Origin of the sequence: Thioalkalivibrio sp. ALE17, assembly GCF_000425605.1 — a bacterium.
Classification (GTDB): domain Bacteria; phylum Pseudomonadota; class Gammaproteobacteria; order Ectothiorhodospirales; family Ectothiorhodospiraceae; genus Thioalkalivibrio.
In genome coordinates this window covers 86,580-110,407 of record NZ_AUDT01000003.1, presented here as the reverse complement: position 1 = coordinate 110,407, position 23,828 = coordinate 86,580, and the positions used below count along the sequence as shown (strand labels likewise).

General features: G+C 69.1%; 30 protein-coding genes. 17 read left to right on the top strand and 13 right to left on the bottom strand.

The genetic code is table 11. The features are described 5' to 3' along the window. Positions 1–158 precede the first annotated feature (158 nt). The 11 genes from hisC to H609_RS0103695 all read right to left on the bottom strand — a co-directional run bounded on the left by hisC (position 159) and on the right by H609_RS0103695 (position 9,534). Positions 159–1,253 carry a histidinol-phosphate transaminase gene (hisC, locus tag H609_RS0103745; protein ID WP_028484350.1) on the bottom strand — a complete coding sequence of 365 codons (1,095 nt, stop codon included), beginning with the start codon at positions 1,251–1,253 and terminating at the stop codon, positions 159–161. Then, positions 1,250–2,551, bottom strand: coding sequence for a histidinol dehydrogenase (gene hisD / locus H609_RS0103740; RefSeq protein WP_028484349.1), 1,302 nt, complete (start codon positions 2,549–2,551; stop codon positions 1,250–1,252). The genes hisC and hisD overlap by 4 nt, the downstream gene beginning before the upstream one ends. A 37-nt stretch (positions 2,552–2,588) precedes the next feature. Then, entirely contained in the window at positions 2,589–3,656 is a 1,068-nt protein-coding gene (locus tag H609_RS0103735) for a 3-deoxy-7-phosphoheptulonate synthase (protein ID WP_017942744.1), read from the bottom strand. An 11-nt stretch (positions 3,657–3,667) separates the two neighbouring features. Further along, a complete protein-coding gene (gene hisG, locus H609_RS0103730; RefSeq protein ID WP_017942743.1) occupies positions 3,668–4,318 on the bottom strand; it encodes an ATP phosphoribosyltransferase in 651 nt (216 codons plus the stop codon). 37 nt (positions 4,319–4,355) lie between these two features. Next, positions 4,356–5,615 carry a UDP-N-acetylglucosamine 1-carboxyvinyltransferase gene (gene murA / locus H609_RS0103725; RefSeq protein ID WP_017942742.1) on the bottom strand — a complete coding sequence of 420 codons (1,260 nt, stop codon included), beginning with the start codon at positions 5,613–5,615 and terminating at the stop codon, positions 4,356–4,358. Between the two features lie 90 nt (positions 5,616–5,705). Then, positions 5,706–6,023 carry a lipid asymmetry maintenance protein MlaB gene (locus H609_RS0103720; RefSeq protein WP_018865613.1) on the bottom strand — a complete coding sequence of 106 codons (318 nt, stop codon included), beginning with the start codon at positions 6,021–6,023 and terminating at the stop codon, positions 5,706–5,708. Then, positions 6,020–6,664 carry an ABC transporter substrate-binding protein gene (locus H609_RS0103715; protein ID WP_017942740.1) on the bottom strand — a complete coding sequence of 215 codons (645 nt, stop codon included), beginning with the start codon at positions 6,662–6,664 and terminating at the stop codon, positions 6,020–6,022. The genes H609_RS0103720 and H609_RS0103715 overlap by 4 nt, the downstream gene beginning before the upstream one ends. Positions 6,665–6,710: 46 nt before the next feature. Next, a complete protein-coding gene (mlaD, locus tag H609_RS0103710) occupies positions 6,711–7,169 on the bottom strand; it encodes an outer membrane lipid asymmetry maintenance protein MlaD (protein ID WP_017942739.1) in 459 nt (152 codons plus the stop codon). A 28-nt stretch (positions 7,170–7,197) separates the two neighbouring features. Next, a complete protein-coding gene (mlaE, locus tag H609_RS0103705) occupies positions 7,198–7,980 on the bottom strand; it encodes a lipid asymmetry maintenance ABC transporter permease subunit MlaE (RefSeq protein WP_017942738.1) in 783 nt (260 codons plus the stop codon). Further along, positions 7,973–8,806 (bottom strand): ABC transporter ATP-binding protein, encoded by an 834-nt coding sequence (locus H609_RS0103700; RefSeq protein WP_026143123.1) that lies wholly within the window; start codon positions 8,804–8,806, stop codon positions 7,973–7,975. The genes mlaE and H609_RS0103700 overlap by 8 nt, the downstream gene beginning before the upstream one ends. 74 nt (positions 8,807–8,880) lie before the next feature. Then, positions 8,881–9,534 (bottom strand): hypothetical protein, encoded by a 654-nt coding sequence (locus tag H609_RS0103695; RefSeq protein WP_018881409.1) that lies wholly within the window; start codon positions 9,532–9,534, stop codon positions 8,881–8,883. Positions 9,535–9,636: 102 nt separating this feature from the next. Here H609_RS0103695 and H609_RS0103690 point away from each other — a divergent pair, with 102 nt between their 5' ends. The 15 genes from H609_RS0103690 (at position 9,637) to H609_RS0103620 (ending at position 21,160) form a co-directional block, all read left to right on the top strand. After that, a complete protein-coding gene (locus tag H609_RS0103690) occupies positions 9,637–10,734 on the top strand; it encodes an LLM class flavin-dependent oxidoreductase (RefSeq protein WP_018878135.1) in 1,098 nt (365 codons plus the stop codon). A gap of 15 nt (positions 10,735–10,749) precedes the next feature. Continuing rightward, complete coding sequence (locus H609_RS0103685) at positions 10,750–11,676, top strand: NAD-dependent epimerase/dehydratase family protein (RefSeq protein ID WP_028484348.1); 927 nt, start codon at positions 10,750–10,752, stop codon at positions 11,674–11,676. Between the two features lie 56 nt (positions 11,677–11,732). Further along, positions 11,733–12,710 (top strand): calcium/sodium antiporter, encoded by a 978-nt coding sequence (locus H609_RS0103680; protein WP_018876516.1) that lies wholly within the window; start codon positions 11,733–11,735, stop codon positions 12,708–12,710. Continuing rightward, positions 12,707–13,684, top strand: coding sequence for a KpsF/GutQ family sugar-phosphate isomerase (locus H609_RS0103675; protein ID WP_028484347.1), 978 nt, complete (start codon positions 12,707–12,709; stop codon positions 13,682–13,684). The genes H609_RS0103680 and H609_RS0103675 overlap by 4 nt, the downstream gene beginning before the upstream one ends. Beyond that, entirely contained in the window at positions 13,684–14,223 is a 540-nt protein-coding gene (locus H609_RS0103670; protein ID WP_018865605.1) for an HAD family hydrolase, read from the top strand. Before H609_RS0103675 ends, H609_RS0103670 begins: the two co-directional genes overlap by 1 nt. Before the next feature lie 38 nt (positions 14,224–14,261). Beyond that, the gene (gene lptC / locus H609_RS0103665) at positions 14,262–14,807 is read left to right on the top strand and encodes an LPS export ABC transporter periplasmic protein LptC (RefSeq protein WP_018880011.1); all 546 of its coding nucleotides are present in this window, start codon (positions 14,262–14,264) and stop codon (positions 14,805–14,807) included. Further along, positions 14,788–15,315, top strand: coding sequence for a lipopolysaccharide transport periplasmic protein LptA (lptA, locus tag H609_RS0103660; RefSeq protein WP_018880012.1), 528 nt, complete (start codon positions 14,788–14,790; stop codon positions 15,313–15,315). The genes lptC and lptA overlap by 20 nt, the downstream gene beginning before the upstream one ends. After that, on the top strand, positions 15,312–16,082 hold the full coding sequence (gene lptB / locus H609_RS0103655) for an LPS export ABC transporter ATP-binding protein (RefSeq protein ID WP_028484346.1): 771 nt from the start codon (positions 15,312–15,314) through the stop codon (positions 16,080–16,082). Before lptA ends, lptB begins: the two co-directional genes overlap by 4 nt. 89 nt (positions 16,083–16,171) lie before the next feature. After that, positions 16,172–17,653 carry an RNA polymerase factor sigma-54 gene (locus H609_RS0103650; RefSeq protein WP_018876518.1) on the top strand — a complete coding sequence of 494 codons (1,482 nt, stop codon included), beginning with the start codon at positions 16,172–16,174 and terminating at the stop codon, positions 17,651–17,653. A 16-nt stretch (positions 17,654–17,669) separates the two neighbouring features. Then, positions 17,670–18,008, top strand: a complete 339-nt coding sequence (gene hpf / locus H609_RS0103645; RefSeq protein WP_018865600.1) for a ribosome hibernation-promoting factor, HPF/YfiA family — start codon at positions 17,670–17,672, stop codon at positions 18,006–18,008. 3 nt (positions 18,009–18,011) lie between these two features. Further along, entirely contained in the window at positions 18,012–18,479 is a 468-nt protein-coding gene (locus H609_RS0103640; RefSeq protein WP_018865599.1) for a PTS sugar transporter subunit IIA, read from the top strand. A gap of 51 nt (positions 18,480–18,530) precedes the next feature. Further along, entirely contained in the window at positions 18,531–19,562 is a 1,032-nt protein-coding gene (gene hprK / locus H609_RS0103635) for an HPr(Ser) kinase/phosphatase (RefSeq protein WP_018865598.1), read from the top strand. Between the two features lie 7 nt (positions 19,563–19,569). Then, positions 19,570–20,442 carry an RNase adapter RapZ gene (gene rapZ / locus H609_RS0103630; RefSeq protein ID WP_018865597.1) on the top strand — a complete coding sequence of 291 codons (873 nt, stop codon included), beginning with the start codon at positions 19,570–19,572 and terminating at the stop codon, positions 20,440–20,442. Between the two features lie 51 nt (positions 20,443–20,493). Further along, complete coding sequence (locus tag H609_RS0103625; RefSeq protein WP_018865596.1) at positions 20,494–20,919, top strand: PTS sugar transporter subunit IIA; 426 nt, start codon at positions 20,494–20,496, stop codon at positions 20,917–20,919. Further along, on the top strand, positions 20,891–21,160 hold the full coding sequence (locus tag H609_RS0103620; protein WP_018865595.1) for an HPr family phosphocarrier protein: 270 nt from the start codon (positions 20,891–20,893) through the stop codon (positions 21,158–21,160). The genes H609_RS0103625 and H609_RS0103620 overlap by 29 nt, the downstream gene beginning before the upstream one ends. 54 nt (positions 21,161–21,214) lie before the next feature. On the opposite strand, the gene H609_RS0103615 is transcribed toward H609_RS0103620, so the two are convergent. Continuing rightward, a complete protein-coding gene (locus H609_RS0103615) occupies positions 21,215–22,105 on the bottom strand; it encodes a PfkB family carbohydrate kinase (protein WP_028484345.1) in 891 nt (296 codons plus the stop codon). Between the two features lie 137 nt (positions 22,106–22,242). Here H609_RS0103615 and H609_RS0103610 point away from each other — a divergent pair, with 137 nt between their 5' ends. Further along, the gene (locus tag H609_RS0103610) at positions 22,243–22,653 is read left to right on the top strand and encodes a nuclear transport factor 2 family protein (protein ID WP_018865593.1); all 411 of its coding nucleotides are present in this window, start codon (positions 22,243–22,245) and stop codon (positions 22,651–22,653) included. Then, positions 22,629–23,090: a nuclear transport factor 2 family protein gene (locus H609_RS0103605; protein WP_196800890.1), complete on the top strand. Its 462-nt coding sequence runs from the start codon at positions 22,629–22,631 to the stop codon at positions 23,088–23,090. Before H609_RS0103610 ends, H609_RS0103605 begins: the two co-directional genes overlap by 25 nt. A gap of 184 nt (positions 23,091–23,274) precedes the next feature. Here H609_RS0103605 and H609_RS0103600 read toward each other — a convergent pair whose 3' ends face one another. After that, on the bottom strand, positions 23,275–23,817 hold the full coding sequence (locus H609_RS0103600; protein ID WP_028484343.1) for a shikimate kinase: 543 nt from the start codon (positions 23,815–23,817) through the stop codon (positions 23,275–23,277). Positions 23,818–23,828 lie beyond the last annotated feature (11 nt).

The window sequence follows — 23,828 nt, the reverse complement described above, 5'->3', positions numbered from 1 at the left end:
CTCGGTTAACAGGAAGATGAGAAGGCTGGAAGGAGAGCTTCGGGGGTGTGGCCGATTGGGCGGCATCCCGCCGCAGGGCGGCATTCGCACCCCCCCCAGCCGGTAGGAGCCTGCTCGCAGGCGAAGCCCCTGCCCACGGTGGTGCGACCAGGAAGGTGTCAGGTGGAGAGGGCCTGCCCCAGCGCCGCCAGGAAGGCGTCGTTTTCGTCGGGGCGCCCGACCGTGACGCGCAGGCAGTCGGCGAGCAGGGGATGCGCACGGCCGACGTCCTTGATCAGGATGCCGGCGTCGCGCAGGGTGGCGAAGGTCGCATGCCCGTGTCCCTCGCGCACCCGGAACAGGATGAAGTTCGCCTGGCTCGGAAAGACCTGTTCGACGCCCGTCGTGGCCGCCAGGCGCTCGCCCAGGCGGTCGCGCTGGTCGATGATCCCCCGCGCCTGGGCATCCAGTGCCTCGCGATGATCCAGGGCGAAGGCGACGGAGCGCTGGGTCAGGGTGTTGATGTTGTATGGCAGGCGCAGCCGGTCCAGCGCGTCGATCCAGGCCGGGGTGCCGGCCAGATAGCCGAGCCGAGCGCCGGCCAGCCCCAGCTTGGAGACCGTGCGCATCACCATCAGGCCGTCATCCGCGCCGACCCGCGAGAGGAAGCTGTGGGCGGCAAACGGGGCATAGGCCTCATCGACCACGGTAACCCCCGAATTCGCGTCGACGACCGCCTCCACCGTCGCGGCGTCGTCCAACGTGCCGGTGGGGTTGTTGGGGTAGGCCAGGAACACCACGGCCGGGTTGTGCTCGGCCATCGCCGCGCGCATCGCCGCGAGGTCCAGGGTGAAGTCCGCGTTCAGGGGCACGCCAACGAACGGCACGCCCAGCGCCCGGGCCAGCACGCCGTACATCACGAAGGTCGGCTCCGGCGCCAGCACCGGTCGCCCGGATCCGGCGATCGCCGTGATCAGGATCTGGATTAGCTCGTCGGAGCCGTTGCCGAACATCAGCCCGGCGGCCTCGGGCACGCCGTGGGCGGCGCGCACCTGCCCGGCCAGGCCCAGCGCCTGGGCATCCGGATAGCGGTTCAGTTGCGGGTCGCGCAGGGCCTCCAGCCAGGCGTCTTCCAGCGCGCCGGGCCAGGGGTGCGGGTTCTCCATCGCGTCCAGCTTGATCAGGCCGGTGGCGTCGGCCACCTGATAGGCCGGCTGCGCCAGCACCTCCGGGCGCATCAGGGCGTCCGGGGTTCGTGTCGAGCGTGCGGTCATCGACTGCGCAGTTCGGCGGATCGCGCGTGGGCGGTCAGGCCCTCGCCGTGCGCGAGGGCGGCGGCGGTCTTGCCGAGCGTCGCCGCGCCCTCGGCCGAGCAGTGGATGATGCTCGAGCGCTTCTGGAAGTCGTACACCCCCAGCGGCGAGGAGAAGCGCGCGGTGCGCGAGGTCGGCAGCACGTGGTTGGGCCCGGCGCAGTAGTCGCCCAGGGCCTCGGAGGTGTAGCGGCCCATGAAGATCGCGCCGGCGTGGCGCAGGCCGGCGTCCAGCATCGCCTGCGGGTCGGCCACGGACAGCTCCAGGTGTTCCGGGGCGATGCGGTTGGCGACGGCAACGGCCTCGGCGGAGTCGCGTACCTTCATCAGCGCACCGCGCTTGTCGAGGCTGGTGCGGATGATCTCGGCGCGCGGCATCTCGGCCAGCAGGCGGTCCATGGCCTCCGCGACGCGGTCGAGGAAGGCCGCATCCCAGGACAGCAGGATGGACTGGGCCTGTTCGTCATGCTCGGCCTGCGAGAACAGGTCGGCCGCGATCCAGTCCGGGTCGGTCTCGCCGTCGCAGACCACCAGGATCTCCGACGGGCCGGCGATCATGTCGATGCCGACCGTGCCGAACACCTCGCGCTTGGCCGCGGCCACGAAGATGTTGCCGGGGCCGACGATCTTGTCCACCGCCGGGATGGTATCGGTGCCATAGGCCAGGGCCGCCACCGCCTGGGCGCCGCCCACGGTGAACACGCGGTCCACCCCGGCCACGGCGGCCGCGGCCAGCACCAGATCGTTCAGTTCGCCGCCCGGGGCGGGCACGACCATCACCAGCAGCTCGACGCCGGCGACCTTCGCCGGGACCGCGTTCATCAGCACGGAGGACGGGTAGGCCGCCTTGCCACCGGGCACATACAGGCCGGCGGAATCCAGCGCGGTCACGCGCTGACCGAGGACCGTGCCGTCTTCGTCGGTGAAGTCCCAGTCCTGCATCTTCTGGTGTTCGGCGTACTGGCGGATGCGCGCGGCGGCGGTCTCCAATGCCGAGCGCTGCTCCGGCGGGATCGACTCCAACGCGGCCCGCAGGCGCTCGTGCGGGATCTCCAAGTCCGCGACCGCAGGGCGATCGAGGCGATCGAATTTGGCGGTGTAGCGCAGCACGGCCGCGTCACCCTCGGCGCGCACGGCCCCCAGGATCTCGTCCACCGCATCGCGTACGCCGGTGTCGGCAACGGACTCCCAGGACAGCAGGTGCTCCAGGGCCTGGTCGAAGTCGGGCTGCTGGGTATCGAGTCGGGCAATGGAGGGCATGGCGTATTCCTCGGTTCAGACGGGCACGGACGTCTTGTCAGGCAGGCACGGGCGTCTTGCGGCGGGCCCGCACGGCCTCGGCCAGCAGGCGCAGGGTGGCCTCGCTGTCGTCCCAGCCCATGCAGGCATCGGTAATGCTCTGGCCATATTTCAGCGGCTTGCCGGGCAGGATGTCCTGGCGGCCGCCGGTCAGGTGGCTCTCCAGCATCACACCCATGATGCGTCGGTCACCGCCGGCGATCTGTTCGCCCAGCACCCGTGCCACCTCGACCTGCTGTTGCGGGTCCTTGCGGCTGTTCGCGTGGCTGCAGTCGACCATCACCATCTCCGGAAGCTCGGCCATGCGCAGCTCCTTGCAGGCCTGTTCGATGCTCGCGGCATCGTAGTTCGGCTGCTTGCCGCCGCGCAGGATGATGTGACAGTCGTCGTTGCCGGTGGTGGAGAAGATTGCCGAGCGCCCGGCCTTGGTCACCGACAGGAAGTGGTGCGGGCGCGAGGCTGAGCGGATCGCGTCGATCGCCACCCGCAGGCTGCCGTCGGTGGAGTTCTTGAAGCCCACCGGGCAGGACAGGCCGGAGGCCAGTTCGCGGTGCACCTGGCTCTCGGTGGTGCGTGCGCCGATCGCGCCCCAGGCGACCAGGTCCGCGATGTACTGCGGGCTGATCAGGTCGAGGTATTCGGTAGCCGCCGGCATGCCCTTGACCGCCAGATCGCGCAGCAGCCCGCGCGCCACGCGCAGGCCCTTGTTGATGTGGAAGCTGCCGTCCAGGTCCGGGTCGTTGATCAGGCCCTTCCAGCCGACCGTGGTGCGCGGCTTCTCGAAATACACCCGCATCACGATGTGCAGGGCATCGGAGAGTTCCTCGCGCAGGGTCTTCAGGTGATCGGCATAGTCCAGCGCGGCATCCACGTCGTGGATCGAGCAGGGGCCGACGATCACCTGCAGGCGATCGTCCTCACCGTGCAGGATGCGATGGCAGGCCTGGCGTGCCTCGAACACGGTGTCGGCGGCCGCATCGGTGATCGGCAGCTCCTCGCGGACGGTGTCCGGGGCGGACACCTCCTGGATTTCGCGGATTCGGAGGTCGTCGGTATCGGCGGTCATGGTGTTCTCGGTTACGTCGTCGCGGGCGTGACGGCCTCCCGCAGGCCCTCGATGAGATTTTGAATGGTTCTATGTCGCATCTTCATGGCTGCCTGGTTCACGATCAACCGGGAACTGATAGGGGTAATCAGTTCCAGCGGCTCCAGGCCATTGGCCTTGAGGGTGTTCCCGGTATCGACCAGGTCCACGATGTAGTCGGCCAGACCGACCAGCGGCGCCAGTTCCATCGAGCCGTAGAGCTTGATGATCTCGACCTGACGGCCCTGCTGGGCGAAATAGTTCTGCGTGATGTTCACGAACTTGGTGGCGATGCGCAGGCGCTGCTGCGGGTCCGGCTGCTGGCCCGGGCGCCCGGCCAGCATCAGGCGACACTGGGCGATATGCAGGTCCAGCGGCTCGTACAGCCCCGCGGCCCCATGCTCCATCAGGACGTCCTTGCCGGCCACGCCAATGGATGCCGCGCCGTGCTGCACATAGGTGGGCACGTCGGTCGCGCGCACCACCACGATCTTCACGTCCTCACGGTTGGTGTCGAGGATCAGCTTGCGCGTCTTGTCCGGATCCTCCAGCAGTTCAATCCCGGCGCTGGCCAGCAGCGGCAGGGTGTCCTTGAGGATACGGCCCTTGGACAGGGCGATGGTCAGGGCGTTGGGATCCATCATGGGTCAGGCGTTCGTCCGGTTCCGTGTGAGTCGCGTATCAGACCGGCTCGCGACGGATGGTCGCGCCGATCTGGCTCAGTTTTTCCTCGATGCACTCGTAGCCGCGGTCGATATGGTAGATGCGGTCCACCTCGGTCTCGCCCTCGGCCACCAGACCGGCGATGATCAGGCTGGCCGAGGCCCGCAGGTCGGTCGCCATCACCGGCGCGCCGACCAGCCGTTCCACACCCTCGACGATCGCGGTATTGCCCTCGATCGTGATGTGCGCGCCCATGCGCTGCAGCTCCAGCGCGTGCATGAAGCGGTTCTCGAAGACCGTCTCCACCACCGAGCCGGTGCCCTCGGCGACCGTGTTCAGCACCATCATCTGCGCCTGCATGTCGGTCGGGAAGGCCGGGAACGGCGCGGTGCGCAGGTTCACCGCCTTCGGCCGGCGGCCTTCCATGTCCAGTTCGATCCAGTCGGGCCCGGTATCCACGCGGGCACCGGCCTCGACCAGCTTGGCCAGGACCGCATCCAGTAGCTCGGGACGGGTATTGCGGCAGCGTACGCGCCCTCGGGTCACGGCCGCCGCAACCAGGAACGTACCGGTCTCGATTCGATCCGGCATCACGTCGTATTCGCAGCCGTGCAGGCGTTCCACGCCCTGCACCCGGATGGTGTCGGTGCCGGCGCCCTGGATCTTCGCCCCCATCGCCGTCAGGCAGTCCGCCAGATCGATCACTTCCGGCTCGCGCGCGGCGTTCTCGATCAGAGTCTCGCCCTCGGCCAGGGTCGCGGCCATCAGCAGGTTCTCGGTCCCGGTCACGGTGACCTGGTCGAACACCACCCGCGCGCCCTTCAGGCGATCCGCGCGCGCATGGATGTAGCCGCCGTCGACATCGATCTCGGCGCCCAGGGCCTCGAGGCCACGCAAGTGCAGATTCACCGGCCGCGAGCCGATCGCACAGCCACCCGGGAGCGACACCTCCGCCTCGCCGAAGCGCGCCAGCAGCGGCCCCAGCACCAGGATGGAGGCGCGCATGGTCTTCACCAGATCGTACGGCGCCACGCACTGGGTCAGCGTGGTCGGGTCGACCTCGATGCGCATGCGCTCGTTGACCGTCAGGCTTACGCCCATGCGCCCGAGCAGCTCCATGGTCGTGGTGACGTCCTGCAGGTGCGGGACGTTGCCAATGGTCATCGGCCCGTCCGCCAGCAGGGTGGCGGACAGGATCGGCAACACGGCGTTCTTGGCCCCGGAGATCCAGACCTGACCCTCGAGTCGGCCGCCTCCGGTGATGATCAGCTTGTCCATGGGGTGTCCGGATTCACCGCCGGACCGACCATGGCCCGGCGAAACGCGCCATGATAACGAATCCGCGCGGCACTCGCCCGTTCGCCCGGGTCAGGCCACGGAACGGGCCGCGGAGTCGGTGATGATCGCCTCCAGGTCATACAGCCCCAGCAGCGGCCGGAGCCCGTCCGGCAGGGGTTCGAAGACCAGCGTGCGGCCCTGCTCCCGCGCCCGGCGCCAGAGGATGACGAGGAAGGCCACGCCGGCGCTGTCGATGCGTCCGGCCCGGGACAGGTCCACCCGTGCATGCTCCGGCAGGTGCGCCATCAGCCCGCGCGCCCGGGCCTCCAGCCCGGAGACGGTGGCGAAGGTCAGCGGCCCGCTGACAACCAGGCCACCGTCATCGGCCCGGATCTGTGCATCGCTCACGGGTTGCCGGCCCCGTTGTCCTGGATGGCATCGCCCACCGCGTCCTCGACCAGACTCTCGTCCCCGTCTTCCAGGCGCTCGATCAGGGCGTCCAGACCGTCGCGGTTGATCTCCTCGTTGAATCGGGTGCGGAAGTTGCCCACGAAGCTGAGCCCCTCGGCCTCGACATCGAAGACCTTCCATTCGCCGTTCACCGGGCGCAGCCGGTAGTTCACCTGGATGTTCGACTGGCCGGAGCCCATCACCACCTCGGTGGCCACCACCGCCATGCGTTCGTCCTGGCGCGAGCGGCGCTCGATCACGCGCACATCCTTGTCCAGATGGTCGGCCAGTTGCACCCCGTAGGCCTGCAGCAGCGTGTTCTTGAAGGCTTCGGTGAACCGGCTTTGCTGCTCGCTGCTGGCATCCCGCCAGTGGCGCGCCAGGACCAGCCGGGCCATGCCGTTGACGTCCACGCCCGGCAGGATCTTGTCCTCGATGACACCGATCACGAAGTCCGGATCCTCCTGCGCACGCGACTCGTTGGCGCGCAGCTCCTTGTACACCGCGTCGATGGACTGCTGGATGATCTCGGCGGGATTGTCGGCCTGGGCCGGCGCCGCCAGCAGCAGGACCATCAGCCCCAGCGGCAGGCTCCACATATAGTCACGCAACCGTGTCATGTCTCTTGCTCCGGGTTTGGGCGAATCAGTCACTACCCATGTTGGTCATGAAACGACCAATGAGGTTCTCCAGCACCAGGGCCGACTGGGTAAACATCAGCTCGTCGCCGTCCTGCAGGGTTTCGTAGTCGCCGCCCGGCTCCAGGGCGATGTACTGCTCGCCCAGCAGCCCCGCGGTATGGATAGCCGCCTGCGTATCCATCGGCAGATAGTCGTGCTCCGAGCGGATGGCGAGGGTCACCTCGGCGCGGAAGCGCTCCGGATCGTAGCGGATATCCGCGACCCGGCCGATGCGCACACCCGAGACCGTGACCGGGGCCCGGGTCTTGAGCCCGCCGATGTTGTCGAAGTAGCCAGTCACCGTGTAGGTGTCGCGGTCGTGGTAGTCGGTTACGTTGCTGACCTGGACCGCCAGGTAGAACAGCGCCCCGATGCCCAGCAGTACGAAGACACCCACTGCCAGTTCGAAGAAACGTACCTTCATATTGCCACCCTAGGGAAATACTGGTTGGTCAACCCGCGCCGAACATCAGCCCGGTCAGGATGAAATCGAGGCCCAGCACCGCCAGCGACGCGACCACCACCGTTTGCGTGGTCGCGCGCGAGATGCCCTCGGAGGTCGGCTGCGCGTTGAAGCCCTGGAACACCGCGATCCAGGTCACCACGAAGCCGAACACGATGCTCTTGATCACGCCGGACAGCACATCCTCGTTCCAGTCGGTCACCGACTGCATCTGCGAGAAGTAGGCGCCGCTGTCCACGCCCAGCAGCCCCACCCCGACGAGGTAGCCCCCCATCACCCCCACGGCGCTGAAGATCGCTGCCAGCAGCGGCATGGAGAGGAATCCCGCGACAAAGCGCGGCGCGAAGATCCGGCGGTACGGATTCACCGCCATCATCTCCATCGCCGAGAGCTGCTCCGTGGTCTTCATCAGGCCCAGCTCTGCGGTCAGCGCCGAGCCGGCGCGGCCGGCGAACAGCAGCGCGGTGACCACCGGCCCCAGCTCGCGCACCAGCGACAGCGCCACCACCCCGCCCAGGGCCTCGGCCGCGCCGAAGTTCACCAGCGTGATGTAGCCCTGATACCCGAGCACCATGCCGACGAACAGCCCCGACACGATGATGATCAGCAGCGAGCGCACGCCCACCGAATACACCTGGGCGAGTGTCAGGCCGAACCGACGGATGACGATATCGAGGCTCGCCAGCACCCGCATCAGGAAGACGAAGGCGCGACCGAACACCACCAGGGCGTTGATCGTGGTCCGGCCCAGCGAGGCAATCGCGTCAGTCATCGCGGCGCTCCCCCTGTCCCAGCAGGTCGTCGCGATAGGACGCGCCCGGATAGTGGAACGGCACCGGCCCGTCCGGGCGGCCCTGCAGGAACTGCGCGCTCCAGTCGGAGGCGCGCGCCTCCAGCTCGTCCGGCGGCCCGGCATCCACCACCCGGCCATTGGCGATCAGCACCACATGGTCGGAGATCGCCATGGCCTCCGCCACATCGTGCGAAACCAGCACGCTGGTGAGCCCCAGGCTCTCGTTGGTCTGGCGAATCAGGCTGACGATCTGGCCCATGGTGATCGGATCAAGCCCGGTGAACGGTTCGTCGTAGAGGATCAGGTCCGGGTCCAGCGCGATGGCCCGCGCCAGGGCGACGCGCCGGGCCATGCCCCCGGACAGCGAGGCCGGGTCCAGCTCGCGCGCCGCGCGCAGACCCACCGCCTCCAGCTTCAGCAGCACCAGTGCGTGCAGCACATCCTCCGGCAGATCGGTGTGCTCGCGCAGCGGGAAGGCGACGTTCTCGAATACGGAAAGGTCGGTCAGCAGCGCGCCGCTCTGGAACAGCATGCCCATGCGCTTGCGCAGCGCGTACAGGCGGCGGGTGGAGAGCTTCGCCACCTCCTGGCCATCCACCCAGATGCGCCCCGCGTCCGGGCGCAGCTGTCCGCCGATCAGGCGCAGCAGGGTCGTCTTGCCGCTGCCGCTGGGGCCCATCACGGTCGTCACCTGCCCGCGCGGGATACGCATCGACAAGTCGTCGAAGACCACCTTGCGCCCGCGCCGGAAACGCAGGTTCTCGATCACGATATGCGGACTGTCTGCCACTGCCGGGTCAGCCACGCGCGCTCCTCGCCATTAAGGAACTCGGAAGTCTGGCCGCCGGCCGGTGGACCGTCAAACCCACGGGGAGATGCTCATCCCATTCCCAGTAGCTGGGCGATGGTCCGAAAGTCCGACAGACGGTCCGGGCGGGCCCGCAGGAAGACCGGAGTCTCGCCGCTTCCGCCGGCCGCACCCAGGGCCTCCACCAGCGCACGCCAGCCCGGCGCGCCCAGGCCCGGCTCGGGGGTGATCTGCCAGGCTCCACCCACGGTCGTCGATCCCGTCGGGGCCGGATAAAACAAAGCCGCCTCGGCGTGGGTGATCGTATGTGGCTCACCGGGTCCATAGACCATCAGTCGCGCCAGGCCGGCCGCCTCGAGCGCCTCCCGGATCGCCGAGACCTGCGCCGCCGTCATCGGCCCCGGCGCCACCGCCTGCAGACAGGGGCCCGCGGCCTCGGCAAGCGCGAGCGCCCGCGCGGCCCCCGACTCGGGCGTGACCTCCACCGGCCACTCGAGCGTCAGCCGCAGCGCGGGGGCGACGGCCTCGCCCCAGTCGCCGAACGCGGGGGCCGAGGTCTCCAGCCACAGCGCGGCGGGCAGCAGCAGGCGGCTGTGATAGTGGGTGTAATACTCGAGTTGCCACTCGCGCGGCAGATCCTCCGGGAAGAAGCCTTCCCACCAGTCCTCGCCGGGGCCCGCGACTCCGGCGGCCTGCAGCGCCAGCGCTTCCTGATCGTTCGTCATGTCTCTCCTTCCGTGCCGTCACCGCCCGGCCATCACCACGTTGTAACCGTATCCTCGCGCAGTCTGCTTGTATCGCCCCCGTGCGCGCGGCACAGTTGCGCCATGCGCTTCGACCTGTTCCATGAACTCTCGGTGCCCGACTTCCTGCAGACCTCCGAATCGGAGGTGCTGGAGAACACCCTGCGCCTGTGGGAGCGGGCCGACCGTCTGGGCTTCGGCACCGCCTGGCTGGTGGAACACCACCTGATGCCGGAGTTCTCGCACTCCACCGCGCCGGACCTGGTCCTGGCCGCCGCCAGCCAGCGCACCGAGCACCTGCGCCTGGGGCTCGGCGTAGTGCCCCTGCCCTACCACCACCCGCTGCGGGTGGCCCAGCGGGTCGGCATGCTGGACCAGCTCTCCGGCGGTCGGCTGGACCTCGGCATCGGACGCGGCTTCTCGCCGCGCGAATATGCCACATTCGGGGCCGAGATGAGCGAGTCCCGCGCGCGGGTCGATGCCGGGCTGGACGCGCTGCGCCAGGCCTTCGCGACCGGCCGCATCACCCAGGACGGCCCGTTCCATCACCTGGACGACGTGCCCGTGATGCCGCGCCCGGTGCAGGCCCCGCACCCGCCGATCTGGACCGCCGCGGTCAGCCCGGAGTCCTTCACCTGGGCGGCCGAGCAGGGCATCGGGGCGCTGGCGGGCCCGTTCAAGCCCTGGCAGATGATCCGCGAGGACATCCGCCTGTACCACGAGGCCTGGGATGCCTCGCGCGCCGATATCGCCCATCCGCCGCGGGTCGGCATGACGCTTGGAGTCCTGTGCCTGCCGGACGGCAAACGCGCCCGGCGCGAGGCCAAGCCTGCGTTCGAGTGGTTCTACCGCCACATGTTCCAGCAGACCCTGCCGGTGCTGGAACGCCTGATCGAGGGGTACGACTACTACCGTTCGCTGGGCCGCTTCCGCCACCTGGTCAAGGCCGGGATCAACCTCAAGATCCTCGACATGCTGGGCATGACGCTGGTCGGCACGCCCGCCGAGTGTCGCGAGCGCATCGAGGGACTGCGCGAGGCGGGGGTCGACCAGGTCCTGCTCGCCTTCGGCGCCGGCGCCGTCCCGCAGGCCCTGGCCGAGGAGTCCATGGACTGCTTCGCGGAGGAGGTCATGCCCGCGTTCGCCGACCCCGCTCCAGCCGTCGCCCGCAGCGCGACCTGAGGGCCACACGGACCCATGCATATCGCCGTGACCGGCGCGGCCGGATGCGTGGGACAGGCCCTGCTGCCCGCCCTGGCGCGCGAGCCGGCGATCCTGCGCATCCTCGCGCTGGACCGGACCCCGCCGGCGCTCCCCCCGCCGGGAGGCGCCGCCGTCTGCGAGGCCCGTGTGGGCGACCTGACGCGGCTCCGGCCGGAGGATCTGGCCGGGGTCGACACCTTGGTGCACCTCGCCTTCCAGTTGATGGGGGGCCACGGCCGCCGGCACGACCGTGCCTGGGTCCGGCAGCAGAATGTCGCCCTCAGTGATCAGGTCTTTCGGACCGCCATCGCCGCCGGCGTGCGCCACCTCGTGTTCCTGTCCAGCGCCGCGGTCTACGGCCCCTGGCCGGACAGCCCGCAGCCCCTGACCGAAGACCACCCGACCCGGCCGCGCTTCCCCTATGCAGAGGACAAGGTGGCCGTGGAGCAGGCCCTGCGCGCCCTCGCGCGCGAACACCCTGAATGCCGCGTGACCATCCTGCGTCCGCCCGCGATCGTCGGGCCGCATGCGCACCCGCTGCTGCTGCAGATCGCCCGCGGACGTCTCTATCCCGCCGGGGGCGAGCAACCGGTGCAGATCCTGTGGGAGGACGATGCCGCGGCGGCGATCGCCCGCAGCGTGACCACCCGCACACAGGGCACCTTCAATCTGGGGGCCGAACCCGCCTGGTCACTGCGGGCCATGGCTCACCACCAGCGGCGCTGGGGGGTACCGGTCCCCCTGGGGCTGATCCGCGCCCTGCACCCGCTGGCCTGGCGCCTGAGCGCCCGCGCGGGCGACCCCGGGTGGGTGCGCGGGCTGGACGGCCCGCTGGTGCTGGACTGCACCCGCGCTCGCGAGCAGCTGGGCTGGACCCCGCGGGTCAGTACCACCGCGTGCCTGGAGCGCCTGCGCCACTGACACAGCGCCCCAATCCGCTACAATCGCGGCCTGACCGTTCGGGACCCGTCTGCCCCATGGCCCTACCCATCGCCGCCGTCATCGTCGGCCTGATCCTGCTGACCTGGAGTGCCGACCGCTTCGTGTTCGGCGCCTCCGCCTTTGCCCGCGGGGTCGGCGTGAGCCCGCTGGTCATCGGCCTGACCATTGTCGCCTTCGGCACCTCGGCCCCGGAACTCGTGGTCTCGGTCCTCGCGAGCCTGCAGGGCAACCCGGGCGTGGCGGTAGGCAACGCGATCGGCTCGAACATCGCCAATATCGCACTGGTGCTGGGGGCCGCCGCGGTGGTCGCACCACTGGCGATTGGCCGCGGCATGGTTCGCCGCGAACTGCCGATCCTGTTGCTGGTCAGCTTCGGCGTACTGCTCCTGCTGGTCGGCGGCGAGCTGGGCCGGATGGAAGGCATCGCCCTGCTCGCGGGACTGACCGCATTCACCGCCTGGATGGCGTTGACCGCCCGCCGCGCGCAACAGGCCTCGGGCGAGGATGCCCCCGAAGTCGTGCGCGGCATGGTGGAGACCATCCCGGACAGCGATCGCCTCGGTCCCGCGATTGCGTGGCTGGTGTTCGGGCTGCTGCTCCTGCTGGCCAGCAGCCAGGCCCTGGTCTGGGGCGCGGTGGAAATCGCCGAACAACTGGGGGTCAGCGATCTGGTCATCGGCCTGACCATCGTCGCGATCGGCACCAGCCTGCCCGAGCTGGCCACATCGGTGGTCGCCGCCTTCCGCCGCGAGGCGGGGCTGGCGATCGGCAACGTGGTCGGCTCCAACCTGTTCAACCTGCTCGCGGTGCTGGCGGTTCCGGCCCTGATCGCGCCGCTGGCAATCGACGCCGACGTCCTCGCACGCGACTATCCCGTGATGCTGGCACTGACGGTGGCCCTGTTCCTGATCGCGCTGGGCCGCCGGGGACAGATCCTGCGCTGGCAGGGCGCCCTTCTCCTCGTCGCCTTCGCAAGCTACCTTGTCTATTTGGGAATTACGGCAACTGCATGAACTTCAACCCCGAAACCACCCGCAACCTGGCCCTGGCCGTCCTCAACGACGAGGCCGAGGCCGTGCACAACCTCGCCCGGCGCATCGACGACAGCTTCCTCGAGGCCTGCCGCTGCATCCTCGAGTGCAAGGGCCGCGTGATCGTCACCGGCATGGGCAAGTCCGGGCACATTGGCAGCAAGCTGGCCGCGACCCTGGCCTCCACGGGCACCCCCGCGTTCTTCGTGCACCCGGGCGAGGCCAGCCATGGCGATCTCGGGATGATCACCCGCGAGGATGTGGTCATCGCGCTGTCGAACTCCGGAGAGACCGACGAAATCCTCACCATCCTGCCGCTGATCCGGCGCCTGGGCGTGCCGCTGATCGCGATGACCGGCAACCCCGGCTCGCGCCTGGGCGCCGACGCCACCGTGCACCTCGATGTCAGTGTCGAGCGCGAGGCCTGCCCGCTGGGCCTGGCCCCCACCTCCAGCACCACCGCGGCGCTGGCGATGGGCGACGCCCTGGCGGTCGCGGTACTGGATGCACGCGGCTTCACCGCCAACGACTTCGCCCGCTCGCACCCTGGCGGCCGGCTGGGCCGGCGGCTGCTGGTGCATGTCGCCGACATCATGCACACCGGCGACGCGATCCCGCGCATCACGCCGGAGGCCCCGCTGAAGGACGCCCTGTTCGAGATCACCCGCAAGGGCCTCGGGCTGGTGATCGTGGCCGGCGCCGACGACCGCATCCAGGGCGTGTTCACCGATGGCGACCTGCGCCGCACCCTGGATGCCGGGCACAGCCTGGACGGCCTGACCATCGGCGAGGCGATGACCACCGGCGGCCACACCGCGCAGCCCGACTGGCTGGCGGTCACGGCACTCGAGACCATGGAGAGCCGGCGCATCAACGCCCTGCCGGTCACCTACGCCGACCAGCGCCTGGTCGGCGTGATCAACATGCACGACCTGCTGCGCGCCGGGGTGGCCTGATGAACCTGGATGCCGCGACCCTGCGCACCCGCCAGCAGGCCGTACGCCTGCTTATCCTGGACGTGGACGGCGTGCTGACCGACGGCAGCCTGTTCCTGGGCGATGGCGGCGAGCAGTACAAGGCCTTCAACAGCCGCGACGGCCACGGGATCCGCCTGGCGCTGGACGGCGGCCTCGACATCGCCATCCTGACCGGGCGCACCTCCGGGGTGGTCGAACACCGCATGCGGGACCTGGGCGTGGAGCACCTGATCCAGGGCCGCCGCGACAAGGGCGAGGCCCTGCACGAGTTGCTGCAGCGCACCGGCCATGACCCGGCGGAAGCCGCCTTCATGGGCGACGACATCGTCGATCTGCCGGCCATGCAGCGGGTCGGGCTCGGGATCGCGGTCGGGGACGCCCACCCGCTGGTATGCCGCCACGCCCAGTGGGTCACCGAGGCCCACGGCGGGCGCGGCGCCGTGCGCGAGGCCTGCGAGGGGCTGCTGGCCGCGCAGGACCGGCTGGACGCCCTGCTCGAGACCTACCTGAACGGATGAGCCGGCGGAGACGCAACCGGTACGGTCTGGCGCCGCCGTTGGTCCTGTTCACGCTGGCGTGCGCAAGCCCCGCAACCGCCGAGGTCACCCCGCCCGAGGGCGAGGTGACCCTGCAGATCGACGGATTCACGCTGCACGCCACCGGCGACGACGGTGAGCGGACCCACCGGCTGCAGGGCACCCGACTGCGCGAATTCGGCCGCGACGGGCCGCAGTGGGTGGATGACCCGGAACTCGACCTGTTCGCCGATGGCGGTATCGAATGGCGCTGGACCGCCCCGGCGGCCCTGCACCGCCCGGCTGACGAAACCCTGGACCTGGTCGGCCCCACCCACGGCGTACAACCAGCCCGCGGCGAACGCGTGCAGACGGTCATCGACTCGCGGGATGTACGTATCGCCACAGACACCATGGTCGCCACCTCGGACGCCCTCTCCACCCTGAACCAGCCCGGGCTGTTCCAGCGCGGCACCGGCCTGCGCGTGGACTCGCGAGCGGATACCATAGAGCTGTTCCATGACGTGTACTCGCTCTACAGCGAGGCGAGCGAGGAGGACCCCGCGCATGACCCCGATCCCGAATAGCCGCCGCCTGCCGGGCCTGCTTGCGGCGGCCGGCCTCCTCTCCGCCCTGCTGGCGACGCCGGCCCTGGGCCAGCAGGGATCGGGACCCTCGCTGCCGGTGGAGATCACCGCCGACCGCGCGGAGATGGACGAACGCCAGGGCCTGGGCACCTACACCGGGGACGTGATCGTGATCCGCGGCGACATGACGCTGGAGGCCGACACGGTCTACGTGCGCACCCGGGATCGTCGCCCTTACGAGATGGAGGCCCACGGCGAGCCGGCCCGCCTGGAATCCCCCGACCCCGAGACCGGCGAGATGCGTATCGCCACCGCGCTGCGCATCGACTACCTGCTGAACGAGGACCGCATGATCCTCACCGACCAGGCCCATGTGATCACCGCCAGCGAAGAGGCGCGCGGCAAGCGCATCACCTACGACCTGACCACCGACGTGATCGAGGCCGAACGCGGCGAGGGCGACAGCGAACGCGTACGCATCACCATCCAGCCACGCGACGACGAATGAACGCACCCGCCACCAGCCCGGCGCCGGAACCCGCCGAGGCCCGTGATCGCCTGATCGGGCGCGAACTGACCAAGCGCTACGGCCAGCGCACCGTGCTCGACCAGGTGGATGTCGACCTCGCACCCGGTGAAGTGGTCGGCCTACTGGGTCCCAACGGCGCCGGCAAGACCACCTGCTTCTACAGCCTGGTCGGGCTGATCCGCCCTAACGCCGGGCGCATCACCCTGGGCGGGCACGACATCACCCGCGCGCCCATTCACGTGCGCGCCCGCGCCGGTCTCGGCTACCTGCCCCAGGAGGCCTCGATCTTTCGCCGCCTGAGCGTGTGGGACAACCTGCAGGCCGTGCTGGAACTGCGTCCCGGACTGGACCGCCACGAACGCCGGCGTATCGGCGACGCGCTGATCGAGGAGTTTCAGCTCGAGACCGTGCGCCACAGCCCCGGGATCGCGCTGTCCGGCGGCGAACGTCGGCGCGCCGAGATTGCGCGGGCCCTGGCCGGTGACCCGCAATTCATCTGCCTGGACGAGCCCTTTGCCGGGGTGGACCCGATCTCGGTGGGCGATATCCAGGATGTAATTCGCCACCTTGCAGCGCGCGGCATCGGGGTTCTGATCTCCGATCACAACGTGCGCGAGACCCTCGGGATCTGCCACAGGGCCTATATTCTGAGCGAGGGGCGCCTGCTGGCCGCCGGGACACCCGACGAGCTACTGGCCGACCCCCAGGTGCGCCAGGTCTATCTCGGCGAGAATTTCCGCCTGTGATGCCGGCACGCGCACAACCCGCGCCGGTGCACAAACCACGAGGCACGATTTAAGATCGCTCTTATGGTCACCCGCGCCCCGCATAGCCAATGCTGAAACCCGGCCTGAATCTTCAGCTGGGTCAGACGCTCACCATGACCCCGCAACTGCAGCAGGCCATTCGCCTGTTGCAGCTGTCCACGCTCGAACTACAGGTGGAGATCCAGCAGGCGCTGGAGAGCAACCCGATGCTGGAGCAGGTGGAGGACGAGGACGAGATGGCCGCGACCGAGCGCCTGGACGCGGAGGGCGAGGTGGTGGAAGGCGACCGCATGGAGGCCACTACCACCAGCGATGACGTGATTCCCGAGGAGCTCACCACCGACAGCCGCTGGGACGACATCTACGAACCGCCGCCCGCCCCCAAGGGCGTGGATGACCGCGACCCACTGGAGAACACCAGTGACGATGACGGCGAGGGCCTGCAGGACCACCTGCTGTGGCAGCTGCACCTGAGCCACCTGACCCCGCGCGACCAGCGCATCGGCGCGGCCCTGATCGACGCGATCAGCCCCGATGGCTATCTCGAAGGCGACCTCGAGACCCTGGCCGAGACCATCAGCCGCGGCGAGGACGAACCCGTCGGCGTGGACGAGGTCGAGGCGGTCCTGCACTGGATCCAGCAATGCGACCCGCTGGGCGTGGGCGCGCGCGACCTGCGCGAATGCCTGGAGATCCAGCTGCGCGAACTGGCCCCGGACGCCCCCGCCCGCGAGGCCGCCCGGGCGATCCTGGAACACGGCATGGACAGCCTGGGCAAGCGGGATTACAAAGCCCTGCAACGCCAGTCGGGTGTGCGCGACCCGGACGAACTGGCGCGCGCCCTGGACCTGATCCGCACCCTGAACCCGCGGCCGGGCGCGCAGATCAGTGCCGCCACCTCCGAATACGTGGTGCCCGATGTCTACGTGCGCCACACCCCGGAGGGCTGGCGCGTGGAGCTGAACCCGGAGATCGCGCCACGCATCCGTATCAACGACCTCTACGCCGGCATGGTGCGCCAGGTATCGGATGCCCGCGACAGCGCCTTCATGCGCGACCAGCTGCAGGAGGCGCGCTGGTTCCTGAAGAGCCTGCACAGCCGCAACGACACCCTGCTGCGCGTCGCCGAGGCGATCGTCCATCGCCAGCAGGGCTTCCTGGAACACGGCGAGGTCGCGATGCAGCCATTGATCCTGCGCGATATCGCCGAGATCCTGGAGATGCACGAATCGACCATCTCCCGGGTCACAACCCAGAAATACATGCACACCCCGCGCGGGGTCTTCGAGTTCAAGTATTTCTTTTCCAGCCACGTCGGCACCAACGACGGTGGCGAGTGTTCCGCCACCGCCATCCGTGCCATGATTCGCGAATTGATCGACGACGAACCCGCGAACAAGCCGCTCAGCGATGCCCGGCTCGCCCAGATCCTGGCGGACCGGGGCATCAATGTGGCGCGTCGCACCGTAGCCAAGTACCGCGAGGCGATGCACATCCCTTCATCCAGCGAACGCCGGCAGATGGCCTCCATGCCCACCGGCCACAAGTAACCAAGGAGTCCCGACCATGCAGATCAACCTGACCGGCCACCATGTGGACCTCACCGACGCCCTGCGCGACTACGTCAACGAGAAGTTCGCGAAGCTGGAGCGCCACTTCGACAAGGTCATCGACGTGCACGTCGTGCTGACCCACGAGAAGACCCAGAACCAGTTCAACAAGGCCGAGGCGAATCTCCAGGTCAGCGGCAATCACATCCACGCCGAGGCCTCCCACGAGGACATGTACGCCGCCATCGACGCGCTGATCGACAAGGTCGACCGCCAGCTGATCAAGCACAAGGAAAAGGTCAAGGATCATCACCGGGCCGAGGGCGCCCAGCGCAACCGCGAGCAGGCCTCCTGACCCATGTCCATTGCCGAGCTGATCACCGCCGAGCGCATCCGCCTGGAGCCGGAATGCTCCAGTCAGAAGCGGGCCCTGGAGGCCCTGTCGGAACTCCTCGCCGGCGGCGGTGATGCCGGCGGACCGGGCAGCACCGCGATCTTCGAGGCCCTGTCCGCGCGCGAAAAGCTGGGCTCCACCGGCCTGGGCCATGGGGTTGCGATCCCCCATGGCCGCCTGGCCGATCTCGAGGCTCCGCGCGTGGCCGTCCTGCGCCTGGAGAGCGGCGTCGACTTTGACGCCATGGACCACGAGCCGGTCGACATCCTGATCGCCCTGCTGGTCCCGGAGGCCGCCACCAGCGATCACCTCGACCTGCTGGCCCAGCTGGCGCGCGGGCTTTCGCAACCGGACACCATTGCCGCCCTGCGCCGGGCCGGCGATGCCGCCAGCCTGGAACAGGAACTCGTCCGCCGCTTCCGCGAGGGCTGATCCCGTGCGCCCCGCACCCTGCCACGCCACCGATCCCCGCCGGCCCTGCTCATGAACGAGGCACTGGGCGAAGGCGGGATTGCCCGCGACATCAACGTGGAGAGCCTGATCCAGGCTATGGGCAACCGCCTGGATCTGCGCTTCGTGCATGGCGAGCACGCCGCCCCCGACCGCAAGCTGGTCGGCGAGGACGGGGATGACCTGCCACTGGCCGGCCACCTCAACCTGATCCGCCCCAACCGCATCCAGGTCATCGGGGACTTCGAGGCCCGCTACATCGCCGGCCTCAGCGACGACCAGCGCAACGACCTGATCCTGGAGATGGCCCGCACCGGCACCACCGCGGTGATCTTCGCCGAGGACACCTGCCCGTTCTCGGAGATGCCCCATGCCCCGCAGGAGGCGCTGCCGCTGATCCTGTGTTCCAGCACCAGCAGCCACGAGATCATCGCGCTGCTGCGCTACTTCCTGCAGCAGCGTCTGGCGCACTTCGAGGTGCGCCATGGCGTGTTCATGGAGATCCTCGGCATCGGTGTCCTGATCAGCGGGGCCTCCAGCGTCGGCAAGAGCGAGGTGGCGCTGGAGCTGATCTCGCGCGGGCACCGCCTGATCGCCGACGATGCCCCCGAATTTGCGCGTATTGCCCCCGACATCGTGCGCGGTCACTGCCCGGCCCTGCTCCAGGACCTGCTCGAGGTGCGCGGGCTGGGGGTCCTGAACATCCGCGCCATGTACGGCGACTCCGCGATCAAGGGCGGCAAGTACCTGCGGCTGATCATCGACCTGCGCGATCACGGCGAGCCCTCGCCGGTCCCCGACGACCGGCTGAACGGCCGCCGCGGCGAGATCGACATCCTTGGCCTGCGGATCCCGCTGATCAGCCTCCCGGTGGCGCCGGGTCGCAACATCGCGGTGATGATCGAGGCCGCCGTGCGCAACCACATGCTGCACATGCAGGGCTACATCGCCGGGGATGACCTGCGCGCCCGCCAGCGCCGGCAGATGAGCGGCGAGGCCGAGGAGCCGCCCTACCACCGGGCCGTGCCCGCCACGACCGTCCCTAACCCGGACCCGGAGGGCTGAGCCCGCCATGCGCCTGCTGATCGTCAGCGGTCTGTCCGGATCCGGCAAGACCGTGGCCCTGCACACCCTGGAGGACGCGGGCTATTTCTGTGTGGACAACCTCCCGCTGCCGCTGCTGCCGGACCTGATTCGCCAGGTGCGCCAGGGCCACTACGACACCGAGGGCGATCGCCACCTGGCGGTCGGCGTCGACGTGCGCAGCGGGCTGGAGGCCCTGAAGGGGTTTGCCAGCCTGCTGGCCGGGCTACGGGCGGAGGGCCTGCAGGTGGAGGTCCTGTTCCTGCAGGCCTCAAGCGACGTACTGCTGCGGCGCTACCACCTGACCCGGCGGCGTCACCCGCTGGCGCGCGATGGCGTGCCCCTGGTGGAGGCCATCGACCGCGAACGCGAGTGGCTGGGCCACGTCGCGGCGGAGGCCGACCTGACGGTGGACACCTCGCGGCTGTCGATGCACGACCTGGCCCGTACCCTGCGCGACCGCATGGGCGAGCGCGGAGAGCACGAGCTGTCCCTGCTGTTCCAGTCCTTCGGCTTCAAGCACGGCGCGCCGATGGACTCGGACTTCGTGTTCGACGTGCGCTGCCTGCCCAACCCCTACTACGAACGCGAGCTGGCCGGCCTGACCGGCCGCGACCCGGCCGTATGCGAGTTCCTCGAGGGGCACGGGGAGGTCGCGGCCATGTTCGACAGCATCCAGGGCTTTCTCTCGCAGTGGCTCCCGCGGCTGCTGGAGGACCACCGCAGTTACGTGACGGTCTCGATCGGCTGCACCGGTGGCCGACACCGCTCGGTATACCTGGTCGAACGCCTTGCGGGGGCGTGGCGGGACCGGGAACATGTTACTGTTAGCACCCGTCACCGCGAGCTGGGCAAGCAGTAACCACGAAGCGCGGGGGCAGGCCCCTACGGAACCCGCAATTGGAGCAGATCCATGGGCGTTGGTCTCATTCTGATCACGCATCAAAACCTGGGCGACACCCTCTTGCAGACCGCACAAAGCATGCTTGGCGGCCTGCCCGATGACTGCGAGTCCATGGCGATGTCCCAGAACGACGACCCCGACGAGGTCCTGGCCCGCGCCCGCGAGCGCCTGACCACTCTGGACAGCGGCGCCGGGGTACTGATCCTGACCGACATGTTCGGTTCCACCCCCTCCAACGTCGCCAGCCGAGTGGCTCGCGGGGCCAACGCGCGCGTGATCGCCGGGATCAACCTGCCGATGCTGATCCGCGTCCTCAACTACCAGCATCTCCCGCTGACCGAGCTGGTCAACAAGGCCCTGTCCGGCGGGCATGACGGAATCCTTCTCTGCGACCAGGAGTGCAGCGATGCCGCAGCGCGTAGTCCCCATCGTTAACCGCCTGGGGATGCACGCGCGTGCTGCGGCCAAGTTTGTCAGCCTGGCCAGCCAGTACGCCGCCGATGTCACCGTCTCCCGCAACCAGCAGGAGGTCAACGGCAAGAGCATCATGGGGGTCATGATGCTGGCCGCGGCCCAGGGCAGCGAGATCACCATCGAGACCGAAGGCGAGGATGCCCCCGAGGCGCTGGACGCGCTGACCGAACTGGTGGCCGACCGTTTCGGCGAAGAGGCCTGACCCCCCTGACGCCTGTGTGCCGCTGAACAGGCGGCTATCCCCCTTATCCCGGCCCTAACCCGGCCCGACGCCGAGGTCGGACACCTCCGCCGCCAGCCCCTCGAACCCGAGCTGCGCGAGCTTGCGCTCGGCCAGGCGCACGGCCGCGTACAAGGCCTGCTCGGGGGGGGTGCCGGAGACCAGCGCATCGATCAGGCCGGCATTGAAGGCATCTCCCGCACCCACGCTGTCCACCACCTGCAGACCGGGCGTGGGTGCACAGTGGTGGATCGCGCCACGGGCAGCCAGCCAGGCACCGGCGCTTCCGGCCGTCACGGTCAGGATGCGGTCGGGGAAGCGGCTCGCCATCTGCCGCAGCGCGTCCTCCGGTGTGTCCGCCACAGTGGCAGCCCAGTCCCGCGAAAGCATCAGGACGTCGGCATACTCCAGGCAGGCCTCCAGGCCGGGACGGGGTTTCTCCAGCTCCAGCGATACGGGCTGGTCGAAGATACTCGCGCGCGCGGCTGCCAGGATCGCGACCAGGGCTTCGGGGTTACGGCCCTCGAAGTGCAGCCAGTCGTATTCCGACCAGGGCACGCCGGAGACATCCGCTTCCTCCAGTTCGGGGAGATCGCGGTGGTGGACGATGGTACGGCTGCCGGTGGCCCGGGAACGCAGGATATGCGAGGTCGGCGTCGCTCCGGGCTTCCGCACGCAGTGCCGCACGTCCAGCCCGCGCGCCTGCAACTGCTCGACCTGGGCATCCCCGCCCGCGCCCCGGGCAATCACCGCGGCCAGTCCCGGGCGATGCCCGAACTGGGCCAGGATCGCCGCGGTATTGGTAGCGTTGCCGCCGGGCTGGGTCGTGCTGGCGAGCGCGCGGATCTCCGCGTCCTCGGCGGGAAATGCGGCGACGTCGAGGGTATGGTCGAGGGTCACAATGCCGGTGGCGAGGATGCGTGCCATGCGGGCTCCAGAGGTCCGGGGGCGCCATTCTGGCGGCTCGAGCCGACTACGTCATCTCCCGGGCCCGACCCGCATTCGTCATCGGGAAGCGCTCCTGCGACAATAAGCATTCCGTTTCTGGAGCTCCCCCGACGCGTATGGCCACGTTCCCCTCTCCCCAGTCCGCGGAAGCCGCGTTCTACGAAGCCTTTCAGGCGGGCGACCCGCAGGGCATGCGCGAGGTCTGGCACGACAGCGACGAGTGCGTCTGCATCCACCCCGGGGGCGAACGCCTGCAGGGCACGGACGTGATCCTGGAGAGCTGGGACGACATTCTGCCCGGCATGCGCGGCGTCGTGGTCCACCGCACCCAGGTGACGGCGATCCCGGGCGATGACCTCGTCCTGCACGTCCTGCGGGAAAACCTCTACGTCCACGGGGAGCGCCGAGGCGTGATGCTGGCGACCAACGGGTACCGCCAGGTGGGCGACAGCTGGCGCATGGTGCTCCACCACGCCAGCCCGGACCCGGAACCGGCCCCGGAATGGCCGACCGGGGGTATGCACTGATGGAGACCGATGCCGACCGCTGCGTCGAGGCGTACTACACCGCGTTCCGCGCCGCCGACATCGAGCAGATGATGCGCCTGTGGGCCGAACGCCCGGACATCGTCTGCATCCACCCGGGCAGCCCGCGCGCGCACCGCGGCGTGGCGGAGGTGATGGAGAGCTGGCTGCTGGTCTTCGCGCGCGAACTGAACATCGGTATCGAGCCGAAGATCGTGGGGCGCCACGAGAGCGGCGAAGTCATCAGCCTGGTCATCGAGGAGGCGATCACCCGCCCGGGCGACGTGGCGCCGACCGGGACCATCCTGATCAGCCAGACCTGGCGACGGGTGGATTCGCGCTGGCGGCTCCTGTTCCATCACGCCTCGCACGGCCGCCGCTCGCCCCCCTCCCAGGAAGGCATGTTCGTCCCCGACGGCGGCGGCAACACTCGCCACTGACGACCAACTGGATAACCCAACGGGAACCGCACACAGAAAGTCAAAAGCGGATCACAGGAAGGCTGGAAGATGGGAAGTTGGGTCAGGGTCCGGTGCGCTCGGGCATCACTCGCAAAATCACTCTTCCGCTCTTCCAGACTTCCTGTCACCGCTTTTGTCCTGTTTCCCCAAGAGGTCGAGCAAACTAACCGTCGGAGCGGGGCTGGCACAGGTCGGGGCGCTGGACCTGGAGGGCCGAGCACACGCCTTTGACGGCGTCGCGCACACGGCGACCTTTGCCCTCCAGTGTCAGGCTGGCGATCTCCTGATAGAGCGGGTCTCGCGCCTCGAACAGCTCCTGCAACCGCGCCTTCGGATCCGCCGCCTCCGCAATCAGCGGACGCTTGCGGTTGCGCCGAGTGCGGCGGAACTGCTCTTCAACCGGGACGCGCAGGTAGATCACGAACTGATCGCGCAGCCGCTCGCGATTCTCCGGGCGCTCGACAATCCCGCCCCCCGTGGCGATCACGGCCCCTTCCTGTTCCAGCAGGGATTCCAGCATCGCCGTCTCGCGCTTGCGAAACCCCGCCTCGCCCTCGAACTCGAAGATCGTCGGGATATCCACACCGGTACGCCGCTGGATCTCCTGATCCGTGTCGAAGAAGGGACGCCGCAGCAGCCCGGCCAGGCCGCGCCCGATTGTGCTCTTGCCGGCCCCCATAGGGCCTACCAGTACGATGTTCTGCATGGTCGCCAAGG